Below are 14,922 nucleotides of genomic sequence, written 5' to 3' on the forward strand. Positions count from 1 at the left end.
CTCAGCTAGTCCAGCTTTTTTGCAATGTAGACGCCATAGCTGTAGTAGGCCTTATATTTCTCGTAAAGCTCTATTTCCTCGGTTTCGGCAGCGACAATAGCCTGTGCCTCATTACTATGACCATGGCGCTCAAGAAAGGCCGGGAAACGCTTTTGCATGGGTCGATAATAATTATCCCGCCAACAATTCTCGGGTAACACAAAATACCCCATTGGCGCATACCCCTGCTTTTCAAGTTGCTGCATTTTTGCCGAGGCAACATTGATTTCGGGATATTCCCGCTCCCAGTGTCGTTGTATCTCCAATGGGCGGGAGGCAGTCGTCCAAGTGATCTCCGAGACCACCAGCATCCCGCCCACTTTCAAATAGCGCCGCCAGTCCGAGATGCCGCGTTCAAAGCCGATGTTGTAGATGGCGCCCTCGGACCAGATCAGATCGAATTCCTGATCACCGAAGGGCAAAGCGTCCATGGAACAGCATAGGGGTTGAATCTGTTGCGAAAGCCCGGCGCCCTTGGCTTTCTCGGCAAGCAGATCAAGAAAATCTTGCAGAAAATCCACTGCTGTAATACGGGCATTTAAACGCCGCGCCAATACCAATGTGGACGCCCCGGTACCGCAGCCGATATCGGCGACATGCAAGGGCTGTGAGCCATCCAAGAGCGCCATATCAAGCGCCTTGGCCGACTCCTCATCTCCGCCCGGTCCTTGCCGCTGACCTGCTTTATGCAACTCAATCAAGAGTTGGTAATCTTCCACTCGCGTATCCTCATCGATGTGACAGCAACCGCTGACTTCTGATGGATGTTGTAATCACCTCATTGGTCCGTGGGATTTTACACTGACAATCGCACAAGCAACCTTAAAGTAGCCGGTCGGCCCTAGGGACGCTAACATGATTGCTGGGGATCCCTAGGCGCCGCCATTCCATAAGGATGCAAGCGCCCGTGATCGGCCATCTAGACGCACAACAAAAGCAACCACCGGAGGACTTGGATGAAACTCGTTCGTAATATTTTTGCCGTCATCGGCGTGATTTCCGTGCTGGCCCTGGGGTACGGTTCTCTCCGCTTGAACGCCGCCGTGGCTGACTTTGATCCCGAGTTTTCCCGCCTCTACCGTGAGTTGGCAAAGCGCCTGCTGGAAACTGGCGACCCAGGTATCGCCATCATGTGGTCGATACCAGTGGAAGATGGGCTGACCCCCGAAGACGTGATCGACTCGATGAAGAACATCGCCATCTCCCGCAACTTTCTATTTGTTGGCGAGTCGCCTTTTTATAAGCAAATTCAGGCCATCACCGGCGAGGACTATCGGTACGTCAACTTTCTCTCCTTCTGCGATGCGCGCGTCGGGCGCATGATGCTGGAATATCGCAATGAATATAGCGGCTTCATGCCCTGCCGTATTGCCCTGGTGGAAGACACCGAAGGCAAGTTGACACTCTATAGCATGAATCTCGACCTGATGATTCATGGCGGCAAGGAACTGCCGCCAGACCTGAAAGCCTCGGCGTTGCGGGTACGTGACACCCTGCTCGCCATCATGGAAGGAGGCGCGGCCGGCGAGTTTTGATGCTCGCCGACCGGACCGGCGGACTGGCTCGGGACTGGCTCGGGACTGGCTCGGGACTGGGGCGGGGCTGGCGCAGCCCGCCGCGGTCCCTTTAGTTGGCTTCCACCCCTGGTTGATAGATCAAAGAATAAAGGCGCCATGGCGTTTCAGTTATTTCTAATTTACTAAAGTTAGAAAGCCATGATGTTCAAACTTACTAATTATCTATTTTATAAGCTTTTTTTCATGCTTTCTTGACCTGACGCAACATCCAGAGCAGAAATCAACGACAATCATCAATTCTCCCTACATATAATAGGCGTACCCCAAGCCATCACCTGCGCGTGTGATTCCCTCCGCCTGTGATTCATTGCGAGGCGCCTATGCCAGTGTCCGATACCTTCTATGACCAGTTCCGCCGCCAAGGCATCAGCCGGCGGAACTTCCTCCACTTCTGCGGCGTCTCGGCGGCCACCCTGGGTCTGGCACCCGGAATGGCCGGGCGCATTGCCCATGCACTGGAGACCAAGCCGCGCACGCCAGTGATCTGGCTGCATGGACTCGAATGCACCTGCTGCTCGGAGTCCTTCATCCGCTCGGCGCATCCGCTGGCCACCGATGTCATTCTGTCGATGATCTCACTCGATTATGACGATCTGATCATGGCCTCGGCCGGGCATCAGGCAGAGGCCATTCTCGATGACATCCGCACCCGCTATCGCGGTCAGTACATTCTGGCGGTCGAAGGCAACGCGCCGCTCGCGCAGGATGGCATGAGCTGTTTCATCGCCGGGCGGCCCTTCCACGAGCAGCTCACCGAGATGGCAGCGGATTGCGCGGCAGTGGTGGCCTGGGGCTCTTGCGCCTCCTGGGGCTGCGTGCAGGCGGCGCGGCCCAATCCGACCCAGGCGACACCGGTGGACGGGATTATCCGCGACAAGCCGGTCATCAAGGTGCCAGGTTGCCCGCCCATCGCCGAGGTGATGACCGGCATCCTCACCTACATGCTCACCTTTGAGCGGCTGCCGGAACTCGACCGCCAGGGCCGGCCGACAATGTTCTACGGCCAGCGTATTCACGACAAGTGCTATCGCCGCCCGCATTTCGATGCCGGGCAGTTCGTCGAGCGCTTCGACGACGAGGGCGCGCGCAAGGGCTACTGTCTGTACAAAATGGGCTGCAAGGGGCCGACCACCTACAACGCCTGCTCGACGGTGCGCTGGAACAACGGCGTGTCCTTCCCGATACAGTCAGGGCACGGCTGCATTGGCTGCTCGGAGAAGAACTTCTGGGACAAGGATGGCTTCTATCAGCATGTGACCGACACCCATGTGTTTGGCGTCGAGGCCAATGCCGACAAGGTTGGCGTCGCAGCGGTCGGCGCGGTGGGCGCGGCAATTGGCGCCCATGCGGCTTACAGCAGTTACCGGCGTGGCAAGCAGAGCGTCGATGCTCCAATCGCGACCCGATCAGAAAACCAGCACGAGACCATCGGGAGCTAAGCCGCCATGACCGTTACGACCCCCAATGGATTTTCGCTCGATAACTCTGGCCGCCGCGTGGTTGTCGACCCAGTCACCCGCATCGAGGGCCATCTGCGCGTCGAGGTCAATCTCGATGAGAGCAATGTGATTCGCAACGCGGTGTCCACAGGCACCATGTGGCGCGGGCTCGAGGTCATTCTCAAGGGCCGTGATCCGCGCGATGCCTGGGCCTTTACCCAGCGCATCTGCGGCGTGTGCACCGGCACCCATGCGCTCACCTCGGTGCGCGCGGTGGAGGATGCACTGGGCATCGACATCCCCGAGAACGCCAATTCCATCCGTAACCTGATGCAACTGACGCTGCAAGCGCAGGACCATCTGGTGCATTTTTACCATCTGCATGCGCTCGACTGGGTGGACCTGGTCTCGGCGCTCAAGGCCGACCCCAAGGCGACCTCAGCGCTTGCCCAATCCATCAGCCCCTGGCCGCTGTCCTCGCCTGGGTATTTCCGCGATATCAAGCAACGTCTGACGCGCTTTGTCGAATCCGGCCAGCTCGGGCCTTTCATGAACGGCTATTGGGGCAGCCCGGCCTATAAGCTGCCGCCCGAGGCCAATCTGATGGCGGTGGCGCATTATTTGGAAGCGCTCGACTTCCAAAAGGAAATCGTCAAGATCCACACCGTCTATGGCGGCAAGAATCCGCACCCCAACTGGCTGGTCGGCGGTATGCCCTGTGCCATCAATGTCGATGACACGGGTGCGGTGGGCGCGATCAACATGGAGCGGCTGAATCTGGTCTCCTCCATCATCGACCAAACCATCACCTTCATCGATCAGGTCTATCTGCCTGATCTCAAAGTCATCGCCTCTTTCTATAAGGACTGGACCTATGGCGGGGGCCTGAGCAGCCAATCCTTGCTGTCCTATGGCGACATCCCGGATCACGCCAATGATGATTCGGACGACAACCTGCTGCTGCCGCGCGGCGCCATTATTGGCGGCGATCTCAATACGATTCATCCGGTCGATCTACGCGATCCCGAGCAGGTTCAGGAATTCGTCGATCATTCCTGGTTCCGCTATGCCGATGAGTCCAAGGGGCTGCATCCCTGGGATGGGGTGACCGAGCCGAACTTCGTGCTCGGCCCCAATGCCAAGGGTAGCAAAACCCATATCGAAGCCATCGACGAGAACGCCAAATACTCCTGGATCAAAGCGCCGCGCTGGCGTGGTCACGCGATGGAAGTCGGCCCCCTGGCGCGCTGGGTGATCGGCTACGTCCAGGGCCGCCCGGACTTCAAGGAGCCGGTCGACAAGCTGCTGACCGATCTTGGCCTGCCCGTCACGGCACTCTTCTCCACCCTGGGGCGCACCGCCGCGCGCGGGCTCGAGGCCTCCTGGGCGGCGCACAAGATGCGCTATTTCCAGGACAAATTGGTCGCCAACATCAAGGCTGGCGACACCGCCACCGCCAACACCGACCACTGGGAGCCGCGCTCCTGGCCCAAGCAGGCCAAAGGTGTCGGTACCACCGAGGCGCCACGCGGCGCGCTCGGTCACTGGGTGAGCATCGAGAAAGGCAAGATCGACAACTACCAGGCCGTGGTGCCCACCACTTGGAACGGCTCGCCGCGCGACCCCGAGGGCAAAATCGGCGCTTACGAGGCCGCACTGCTCGGCACGCCGCTGGCCAAGGCCGAGGAGCCGCTGGAGATTCTGCGCACCCTGCACAGCTTCGACCCCTGCCTGGCCTGTTCCACCCATGTCATCAGCCCGGACGGCGCGCCGCTAACCGAGATCCGTGTACGCTGATGCAACGGGACTTTTGCAACCGACCTCGGGGAGAGCGCTCATGAGCGAATCCATGATCGAGCCTTGGCGGGCACGCCGCCGCGGCGGTATCCCGGTGACCCGCCGCACCGCCGTTTATGTTTACCAGGCACCCTTGCGCGTCTGGCATTGGATCAATGCCCTATCCATCACGGTGCTGGCGATCACCGGCTGGCTGATCGCCAATCCACCGCCGACACTCGCTGGCGAGGCCAGCGACCATTTCCAAATGGGGTATATTCGCTTCTTTCATTTCGCCGCGGCCTACGTCTTTGCCGTCGGCTTTTTGTTCCGGCTCTACTGGGCCTTCGTCGGCAACAGCTATGCACGCCAGCTTTTCACCCTGCCGTTCTGGCGACGTGCGTTCTGGTCCGAGCTGTGGCACGAAATCCGCTGGTATGCCTTTCTGGAGCCCGAGCCACGCAAATACTATGGCCATAACCCGCTCGCGCATTTATTCATGGTGGTCATCATCACCGTCGGCGGCCTGGTAATGATCTTCACCGGCTTCGCGCTCTACTCCGAACAAAGCGGGCTTGGCGGTTGGCAGGATCAACTCTTCGGCTGGGTGCTCCCGCTGGTCGGACAGAGCCAAGATGTGCGCATGTGGCACCACTGGGGCATGTGGGTGATTGTTGTCTTCGTGATGCTGCATGTCTACAGCGCCGTGCGCGAGGATGTGATGTCGCGCCAGAGCCTGATCTCCACCATGATCAGCGGCTGGCGCATGTTCAAGGATGATCGGCCATGACGACGAGCGCCATCACCTCGGGCAGGGACCAGGTCCTGATCCTCGGCATCGGCAATCTGCTGTGGGCCGATGAGGGCTTTGGCGTGCGCTGCATCGAGGCCTTGAGCGCCCGCCATGCCTTCGATGCGCGCGTGCGGCTGCTCGATGGCGGCACCCAGGGCATTTATCTGGTCAACCAACTCGAGGGCGTCGGGCATTTGATCATCTTCGATGCCATCGACTACGACCTGCCGCCAGGGACGCTCAACGTCATGCGCGATGGGGACGTACCCCGCTTTCTCGGCGCCAAGAAAATGAGCCTGCACCAGGTCGGCTTCCAGAACGTGCTGGCCATGGCCGAACTGCTCGGCCAGCTGCCACCCAAGCTGCTGCTGATCGGCGTGCAACCCGAGCGGCTGGAAGACTATGGCGGCAGCCTCAGCCCGAGCGTCAAGGCCATGATCGAGCCGGCCCTGAGCGAGGCGCTGATCTATCTGCATGCCCAGGGAATTCGGCCTGTCACCACGGCCACCCAAACCGAGGCCGGTCACCTGGCCCATGCAACGCGCAACACCACGCGCATGCGAGATGGCGCCCATCCGCATCCGGCGCTGGCCTTGTCCGACTACGAGAACGGTCGCCCCTCGCCTACCCAGGCCTGGCGCCAAGGCGATCCACGCTTCCTGCCTGTCGGCCCATGACAACCACCACCACCCATATCGCCATGAGCACAGCCCCTAAAACTCAGCCCGCCTTGGACATCGCCGACTGCCCGCCAGCGATTGATGTCCTGGAACAACTGCGCGTCGGACTCGCACGCAGCATCGCCGGACGGCGCGCCCAGCCCCTGTCCATCGCATCCCTGAGTGCCGATGCCCACGCCCTGGTTATCGAAGCCTTGGGCGATGGCGAAATCCGTGCCGAACTCGACGCCACCGAGGCTCATCCGCGCGCCCTGCTCACGGAAACCAGCCTGACCGGTGTCTGGCGCTGGCGGCTGTTCGATCCGGCCGGCGGCTTGCTCGCGGATGTACTGGAGCCGGGCGATTGCCCCACACCCATGTACGAGCGCCCCTTTCAGGCCGCCAGAAACCGCATCGACTGGCCGCGAGACTCTTCAGAGGACAGCATGGACGCAGTCGCGGTGCTGGCCGAACTCGACACCTATCTTGACCTGCAGCCGGACAGCGATGCCGGCATCCAGGCCAACACCAGGAGGCTCGACATCAATGGCGCCAAAGACCTCTCCCACAGCGTCAATCTGAGCATGCTCCCCCAGAACCCGGCGGCCATGGCGTTGATCGAGCGCTGTCTCGGGCAAGGCCCGGCGCGGATGATCAACCTCGGTTATGGCCGCTGCCAGATCGAGGCCACCTCGGTGCGCCCAATTTGGCGGCTGCGTCATTTCAACAGCAGCGGACGCTTACTGCTTGATAGCATCGAAATCAGCCCAATACCCTCAGTCGTGCTGGCAACCACCCAGGACCTGACTGACAGCCATGAGAGGCTCGGCCAGTTGCTCGCCGCCATCGGTGACCATGGCCCGAGCAATTTCCCCAAAGGACAACCAAGGACTGCTCTCGGATGTGATTGATGCATGCTCCTGAACCGCGGCTTCCTGTCGCCGCACCCACGGGAGAGTCGACTAATCAGAGGGCCACGGCAACCCTGTGTCAAGAGCCCCGCTCGCCCTGCCCCATGCTGGCAACGGGCTTCGCGATTGTGTTTTTACTGCTGATGATCGAAGTGGCGCTGAGTCTTTCGCAAATGCACAGCATGCAGTCGCGCTTGGCCCAGGTGGTGGAAGAGTACAGTGTTCGCGCGGCCCTAGCGCAGGACATGCAGCGCAGCTCGCGCGAGCGTGCCATTGTCCTCCATGCCATGCTCTCCAGCGAGGATCCCTTTGAGCGCGATGAGCTCCTGGTGCAATTGCGCAACCTTGGTTCTGAGTTCCTGACAGCGCGTGACCGGATCGAGGCCATGGCGCTGAGCGAGGACGAACGCAAACTGCTGCGACAACAAGGCGAGCTCTCGCGCACCGCCGGCGCCCTGCAATACCAGGTCATCGACCTGCTTGCCGAGGAACGCATCCAGGAGGCCAAGGCCATTCTGCTGCGTCAGGCCATTCCCGCCCAGGAACGCGCGCTGGCCGTGATCCAAGATCTCGCCGCGCTGCAACAGGCGCACAATCGCGACGCCCTGACGGCGACCTCCGAAGAATTCCGCCGTGCCGACCGTCTACTGCTGATACTGGGCGGCGTGACCCTGTTGCTCAGCGCCTTGGTCGCGGGTTTCGTTTTGCATCGAACCGACGCCATGCTGGCCGCGCTCAAGCGTTCCAATGCTGAGTTACTGGATGCGAGGGAGCGTCTCGAAGAGCGCGTGGCCGAGCGCACCGCCGATCTGCGACGCGCCAACGCCAAGCTCCAAACCGAGATTCAGGAGCGCCGGCGCGCGCAGCGCGAACTGGCTTTCATCGCCACCCATGATGACCTCACCAAACTGCCCAACCGCGCACTCTTTAAAGAACACCTGGAACAGGGCCAGGCGCGCGCGCGACGCGCCGAGACGCGCCTGGCGCTCCTGTTTATCGATCTTGATGGATTCAAGGCCATCAACGACAGCCTGGGTCACGAGGCTGGTGACCAGGTGCTGCGCGAAGTCGCCCGCCGGCTAAAATCCCGGGTTCGGGAGCAAGACCTGGTCGCGCGTCTAGGCGGCGACGAATTCGCCCTGCTTCTGGAACAGGTCCATCAGCCCGAGGACGCGGCCAAGGTGGCGGACAAGGTCATCGACAGCCTCTCCCGTCCCATCGCCGTCGCCGGAGACATGCACCGGATCGGCGCCAGCATCGGCATCGCCTTCTATCCCGAGGATGCCAGGGATCCGGACGGACTGGTCCGTCTCGCCGACAACGCCATGTACGCGGCCAAAGGCTCGGGCAAGGGCCACTACAGATTTCATCGGGCACCTCGATTAACAGCTGGGATCGACCTCATGCCTTTTCAGTGGTAAGCCAAATCGATTCGTCAAGGAAAGCACGACAAAAACGGACCAGCTCGCGTTCGACACGCTTCCTCATGCCCGGGGCTCAAGCAAGGGGCCCGAACAAGTTAGGTCAAATAATCGATCCCATGCTCTATCGCGCCTATGACGTTCAACTGGTTTTCGCTGCTCTCGGCAAAACCAGCCAATACATCAGCACGACCCAGGCTACCTGCATCGAGGCTAGCAACCCAAAAGTCGAATCCACCTTGGTCATACTGTCGGTCGAGCACGTTGCTGTAGAGTGCCTCAATGTAATCCGTATTGGTAAGATTAGCTCCATAGAGGGAGCGGAATTCCAAGCTCTCCAGAAAATTCCGCGCTACCTCGGTGATCAAGGTGCCATTGTCCATGACCCCGATCCAGTAGGAAAGCCCTCCAATATCAGGGGAACGATCAAAGGCCGCCTTGTAGATCCGGTAGGCCTGCCCTGCCGTCTCTCCTATATCGACGTCCAGAGCCACCGCGCCGTCGCTGAAAATGACCCGCTCAATCCCCTCCAGGCGATCAGTTCCATAGCTTCCGCTCCCATCGATCAGCTGAAAAATGTCCTCCTCGACCCGAGTAACGATAAAACGCGACCGCTCGCCCCAGTAGGTGATAGCATCTAGCAGTTCCGCTCCAATAATGGTGTCGTCCCCGGCGCTGCCCGTGAAGCGATTCTCAATACCGGCGATGCCCCACTGCGTCTCGGACGCGCCAGGCAAGCTCCCGTCACCCAAGGCAAGTGCGCGCAGCCCGGAGTAACTATAACTGCCGTCATCGAAGCCAATCGTTTCAATGGTATTGTGGATAAACTGCGAGACGCCGTTGCTTGTCGCCGTGAGCCAATCGCCGCTCGCTTCGTAGGTATAGGAGGCAGTGCTCCCCAAAAGGGTCAGGGAATCATTCCCGCCTTGTCCATCCCATGCCGCGCTTTCCCATCCCCCGCTGAATGACTCGTCGTGGGAGGTTCCGGAGTAGTACTTGACCGCCCCATCCACTCCATAATCGCCAGCCAGCCCATCGATACCATAGAGATAGACCAGGGCCGAGATATCATACTCTTGAAAGGTACTCTTAAATCCGCCGCTGCCATCGGTATAGGACATGACACTGTTGTCCGTGTTATCCGCGGAAGTGGGCAGCTTAAAGGGAGCTTCAAACGGGTGCTGCAACCCCAAGGCATGGCCAATCTCGTGGAGTAGCGTCTCGTACCCTTGCGTCCCCTTGACCGGGTTTGCATTCTGGAACGCCCATTCATTGTTATCGAGAAAAACACCGCGATCCGTCGTGTACGACGTAATTCTTCCCGAATCCGGCGCATACCTCCAATAGTCGTTGCGCGAGGCTTTTCCGGAGGTACTGGCGGCGCCCCAGATGTCGCAATAGCCGAACAGGATATCGGCGCTGCCCGAGGCGCTCTCCACGAAGTTGATGCCAGTCACCGCGGCCGCATGGTCCATGATCTCCCGAGCCGCAGCGCGCTGAACGCTGTTGAACGGGTAGGTGGTATCAGCGGTGACTTCCCGTTCCAAACCTGCGGTGGCGGAAACCTCGAAGGTGTAACTGACGGTATTGTCGGAACGACTGACGGCCAGCGGGTTGAGATCCACCCGCCCACTGTCGGCACTGATCAATGCATCGATCCAATTGGCATTCGAGTAGAGCGTGGTTAAATCCGAGATATTCATAGAATCCTCGACACATGTATAGTTTCCAGCTCGTCGCGGAAAACCACTGACGCGACATTTAGGGGCTGAGACAGCACGAAGGTGCCCACCCTTTGTCTAGGCATAGCTCAAGCATAGTTCAAAGCAGCAAAGCCGTCCCTGGGCTCGAAAGCCTTCGGAGTAACCGAGTGAAAGGTGGCGCCGTCACAAAAACATCATAGAAAGCTGCCAAGCTCTTGCGCTGGTGCGTTTCCATGGCTCACGAACAGCCCTGTTCGCCTGACGTCATCCGCGTTCCGCGACCCCTTCACCAATAGTATTAGGTTGCTGCTCCCAGCGAGAGAGGTTTTTTCACATGAGCGATTCCAGCTTGCAAGTCTTCCAGCACCCTGGCCTGTCCCTGAACCTGATTCACAGATTCGACCCCGGATCGGGCGAGGCCGGGGCCGAAAGTGTTGTGGCAGAAAGCAATGTCCTTTTTGTCACCAATGGCGCAGACGCGCGTATTGAAATATTTAGCCCCGGAATCGAAGGCAGCCTCGCGCGGATCGATCTGAGTGCCACCCCGGGGTTTGACGACCTCACCTCGGTCGCCGCGAAAAATGGTCTGGTCGCGGTCGCGATCAAACTCGTCGACAGCGAGGGTAACCTCGCGCCGGGCAAGGTTGCCATTTACGATGCCAGCGATCTCGGCGATATCCGCTTGCTGGAACAGATCGAAGTCGGCTTCCTGCCGGACATGTTGACCTTCTCAGAGGATGGCAAACAGCTCTACGTAGCCATTGAGGGAGAGGCAGTCGAGAGCGTTGCAACACCTGGCGGCGTGACCATCATCGACTTACCAACAGACTATGATGGCAGCACCGTGCCAGCGACCGCGACCTTCGTCGGCTTCAGTGAGTTCGACAGTCAGATCGAAGCTCTGCGCGCCCAGGGCGTGCGCATCTTTCCTGGAGAGGCACCCTCGACAGACTTCGAGCCGGAATACATCGCCATCGACCCGACCACCGGCGACCTGCTCGTTACCCTCCAGGAGGCCAACACAGTCGCGCGCATCGACCCGACGGCCAAAACCGTTCTCGCCCTCTATCCCATGGGCATACGCGATCACAGCCAGGACGGCAACGGCCTCGATCCCTCCGACCGCGACGACGGCATCAACATCGCCAATTGGCCAGTCTTCGGCATGCCGATGCCCGACGCCATCGCCACCTTCCAGGTCGACGGCCAGACCTACTACATCACCGCCAACGAGGGTGACGCGCGTGACCTGGCGGAAAACGAGGCGCGCATCAAGGATCTCACGCTCGACCCGACCGCCTTCCCCGACGCCGCCACTCTGCAGGAAGACGAAAACCTCGGCCGCCTTCAAGTATCAACCTTCGACGGAGACACCGACAACGACGGTGACCAGGACGCGCTCTTCTCCTACGGTTCGCGCTCCTTCAGCATTTACGACGCAGACGGCAACCTGGTCTTCGACAGCGGGGACCACCTCGAACAGCTCATCTCCGCGCGCGCGCCCTGGCGGTTCAACAACGACGACGGTGAGCCCATCGCCACCGAAGGCGACAACCGCTCCGACGCCAAGGGACCGGAACCAGAGGCGGTCGCGGTGCTTGAAGTCGAGGGTCGCGTGTTGGCTTTCATCGGCCTTGAGCGCGATTCCGGCGTCGCCGCCTACGACGTCACCGACCCCAGGGCCCCCGTCTTTCTCGATTACATCGATGGCTTCGCCGCCGGCGATATTGCCCCGGAAACCATCGCCGTTATCAACGCCCAGGACAGCGGCACCGGCAACCCGCAGATCGCCATCGCCTACGAGGGCAGCGGCACCACGAGCGTCTACGATATTAACCAGGCCGCCTACAGCCTCGAGCTGCTGCACCTGACCGACCAGGAGGCCGCCTACGGCGCCATCGAGGACGCCCCGCGCCTATCCGGCGTGCTCAACGCACTCAAGGCCCAGGATCTTGGCAATGACGGCATGGAGGACAACACCCTGGTACTCTCCTCCGGCGACGCCATCATCCCTGGCCTGTTCTTCAGCGCCTCGGCGGACGTCTATGGCGAGGCCGGTGTGGCCGATATCCTGATCCAAAATGAACTCGGCGTTCAGGCAATCGCCTTCGGCAACCACGAATTCGACTTCGGCACCGAATTCCTTGCCAGCCTGATCGACGGCAGCGCGGCGGAAGACTTTTCCGGAACCGCCATGCCCTACCTGTCCGGCAACCTCGACTTCAGCACCGACCCCAACCTCGCCGGCCTGGTGGTATCCGACGCCCAGGCACCACGGGCGAATAGCATCGCCGCCTCCACTTACTTCGAGGTTGGCGGCGAGAAGATCGGTGTACTCGGCGCCACCACACCAACGCTCGCCAGCATCTCCTCCCCCGGCACCGTCGGCATTCAGCCCGCGGGTTTCAGCACCAACCCCACGCCCGAGGATCTCGACGCCCTCGCCGCCGTTATCCAGGCGGATGTCGATGCGCTCCTTGCCGCGCATCCCGACATGGACAAAGTCATACTGCTTGCGCACATGCAGCAAATCAGCATCGAACAGGAACTGGCCACCCGCCTCAGCGACGTCGACATCATCGTCGCCGGCGGTTCCAACACGCGCCTGTTCGACGGCAACGATAGCCTTCGCGCCGGAGACACCGACCAGGGTCCCTACCCGATCTTCACTACCGATAGCGACGGCAACCCCATCGCCGTCGTCAACACCGACGGCAGTTACAAATACTTGGGCCGCCTGGTCATCGACTTCGACGCCAATGGCCACATCCTACCCGGGAGTTACGACCCCACCGTCAGCGGCGCCTACGCCACCGACGCCGCCGGACTGGCGGCGCTCGACGCCGAAAGCCTCATCGACCCCGACATTCAGAACATTGCCAACGCCATCGAGGACGCCATCCTGGCCAAGGAGTCCAATGTCTTTGGCCTCAGCGAGGTGTTCCTTAACGGCAATCGCTCCGGCGGCTCAACCGACGGCGTGCGCACCCAGGAGACCAACCTCGGAAATCTCACCGCCGACGCAAACCTCGCCATCGCCAACCAGATAGCGGTGGAACGCGGTGAAACCGAAGCAGTCGTGCTCTCAATCAAGAACGGCGGCGGGATCCGCGCATCCATCGGCCAGACAGTGGTTCCCCCCGGTGGCACCGAGGCACAACGCCTGCCGAACGAGGAAATCCCGGGCGTCAAACCCGCTGGCGGCATCAGCGAGAACGACATCGCCACAACCCTGGCATTCAACAACGGACTGACACTCATGACCCTGACCGGCGCGGAAATCGCCGCCCTCTTTGAACATGGGATCGGCGGCCTGCCAGATGCCTCCGGCCGTTTCCCACAGATCTCAGGCGCCAAATTCAGCTTCGACCCCGACGCGCCAGCCGGGGAGCGCCTGATCAACGCTAGTCTGTTCGACGACAAGGGTGACCTCCTCGCCGATCTGGTCCGTGATGGCGAATTGGTCGAAGCCAACGCCAACGCCACCTTCCGGGTGGTGACGCTAAACTTCCTCGCCGAGCCACGATTCGATGACGCTGGCAACTACATCGGCGGCGGCGACGGTTATCCCTTCCCCAACACCAACACCGACCCAAGTGTTGGTGCCGTCGCCGACCCATCGGTCGTCGCCCGCATCAACCTGGTGCAACTCGCTGAGGACGACACCACTACCGCCGACGGCAATGCCACCTTCGCGCCCGATGGCAGCGAGCAGGACGCATTGGCAGAGTACCTTTACGACAACTTCATGACCACGCCCTATGCCGAGGCCGATGTCGAAGCCGCCTGGGATACGAGAATCCGTAACATCGATCCGCATCGCGGCGACGCCAGCACGGATCCAGGCGACGGCACCCTGATTAAGGGCGTTAGTGTCCTCGGCGGCGACGGGGATAACCTGTTCGTGGGCAGTGCCGGCGACGACATCTTCGAGGGCGGTGCTGGCAACGACAGCTTCACCGGCTTGGGCGACCAGAGTGGAGATTTCTTCTACGGCGGAGATGGCATCGACATCGCCGTTTTTCGCGGCGTCCTTGCCGATTACAGCATCAGCGCCTCGGATGCAATCACTGATTTGCGCGGCGGCACCGAAAAGCTCAATGGCCTGGTGGTGGTCGACCAGCAATCCGGTCGGGACGGCACCGACTACCTCGTCGGCACCGAGCGTCTAGCCTTCGAGGATGTCAGTCTCGCCTTTGACATTGATGGGTCCGCGGGCCAGGCTTACCGTCTCTACGAGGCGGCTTTTGGGCGCACCCCTGACTTGACTGGCATCGGTCACTTCATTGGCCAACTGGATGCCGGCGTTTCGCTGACACAAATCGCCCAGTCTTTCATCGACAGCGCCGAGTTCTTTTCACGCAATGGCGCAAATCCCAACAACGCTGAATTCATCACGGCAATCTACGCAAACATCCTTGATCGCGCCCCTGACACCAAGGGTCTCGCGTTTTGGGACGACGCGCTGGAAAACGGCTTGAGCCGCGCGCATTTCCTGGTGAACATTTCAGAGTCGGCGGAAAGTCAAGAGAACGTCATCGAGTTAATCGGAAGCGGAATCCAATATCTGGACCTCCCGCTCTAAAGCGTTCCAGTTCATTGCG

The 14,922-nt window shown here is 60.5% G+C and carries 10 protein-coding genes; 8 read left to right on the forward strand and 2 right to left on the reverse strand.

Features of this window, described 5'->3' with window-relative positions; genetic code table 11:
• Positions 1 to 5 precede the first annotated feature (5 nt).
• A complete protein-coding gene (locus Thiowin_RS20970) occupies positions 6 to 758 on the reverse strand; it encodes a class I SAM-dependent methyltransferase (protein WP_328984915.1) in 753 nt (250 codons plus the stop codon).
• 237 nt (positions 759 to 995) lie between these two features.
• On the opposite strand from Thiowin_RS20970, the gene Thiowin_RS20975 reads away from it, so the two are divergent.
• The 7 genes from Thiowin_RS20975 to Thiowin_RS21005 all read left to right on the forward strand — a co-directional run bounded on the left by Thiowin_RS20975 (position 996) and on the right by Thiowin_RS21005 (position 8,615).
• Entirely contained in the window at positions 996 to 1,574 is a 579-nt protein-coding gene (locus Thiowin_RS20975) for a DUF302 domain-containing protein (protein WP_328984916.1), read from the forward strand.
• A 362-nt stretch (positions 1,575 to 1,936) separates the two neighbouring features.
• Positions 1,937 to 3,055, forward strand: coding sequence for a hydrogenase small subunit (locus tag Thiowin_RS20980; protein ID WP_328984918.1), 1,119 nt, complete (start codon positions 1,937 to 1,939; stop codon positions 3,053 to 3,055).
• 6 nt (positions 3,056 to 3,061) lie between these two features.
• Complete coding sequence (locus tag Thiowin_RS20985) at positions 3,062 to 4,852, forward strand: nickel-dependent hydrogenase large subunit (RefSeq protein WP_328984919.1); 1,791 nt, start codon at positions 3,062 to 3,064, stop codon at positions 4,850 to 4,852.
• Positions 4,853 to 4,892: 40 nt separating this feature from the next.
• On the forward strand, positions 4,893 to 5,621 hold the full coding sequence (gene cybH / locus Thiowin_RS20990) for a Ni/Fe-hydrogenase, b-type cytochrome subunit (protein WP_328984920.1): 729 nt from the start codon (positions 4,893 to 4,895) through the stop codon (positions 5,619 to 5,621).
• A complete protein-coding gene (locus tag Thiowin_RS20995) occupies positions 5,618 to 6,301 on the forward strand; it encodes a HyaD/HybD family hydrogenase maturation endopeptidase (protein ID WP_328984921.1) in 684 nt (227 codons plus the stop codon). Before cybH ends, Thiowin_RS20995 begins: the two co-directional genes overlap by 4 nt.
• The gene (locus Thiowin_RS21000) at positions 6,298 to 7,194 is read left to right on the forward strand and encodes a hydrogenase expression/formation C-terminal domain-containing protein (protein ID WP_328984922.1); all 897 of its coding nucleotides are present in this window, start codon (positions 6,298 to 6,300) and stop codon (positions 7,192 to 7,194) included. The genes Thiowin_RS20995 and Thiowin_RS21000 overlap by 4 nt, the downstream gene beginning before the upstream one ends.
• Before the next feature lie 104 nt (positions 7,195 to 7,298).
• A complete protein-coding gene (locus Thiowin_RS21005) occupies positions 7,299 to 8,615 on the forward strand; it encodes a diguanylate cyclase domain-containing protein (protein WP_328984923.1) in 1,317 nt (438 codons plus the stop codon).
• 98 nt (positions 8,616 to 8,713) lie between these two features.
• On the opposite strand, the gene Thiowin_RS21010 is transcribed toward Thiowin_RS21005, so the two are convergent.
• Positions 8,714 to 10,318, reverse strand: coding sequence for a DUF4214 domain-containing protein (locus Thiowin_RS21010; protein ID WP_328984924.1), 1,605 nt, complete (start codon positions 10,316 to 10,318; stop codon positions 8,714 to 8,716).
• 334 nt (positions 10,319 to 10,652) lie between these two features.
• Here Thiowin_RS21010 and Thiowin_RS21015 point away from each other — a divergent pair, with 334 nt between their 5' ends.
• Positions 10,653 to 14,903, forward strand: coding sequence for a choice-of-anchor I family protein (locus tag Thiowin_RS21015; protein WP_328984925.1), 4,251 nt, complete (start codon positions 10,653 to 10,655; stop codon positions 14,901 to 14,903).
• The last annotated feature ends 19 nt before the right edge of the window (positions 14,904 to 14,922 follow it).

The organism is Thiorhodovibrio winogradskyi (assembly GCF_036208045.1).
GTDB lineage: Bacteria > Pseudomonadota > Gammaproteobacteria > Chromatiales > Chromatiaceae > Thiorhodovibrio > Thiorhodovibrio winogradskyi.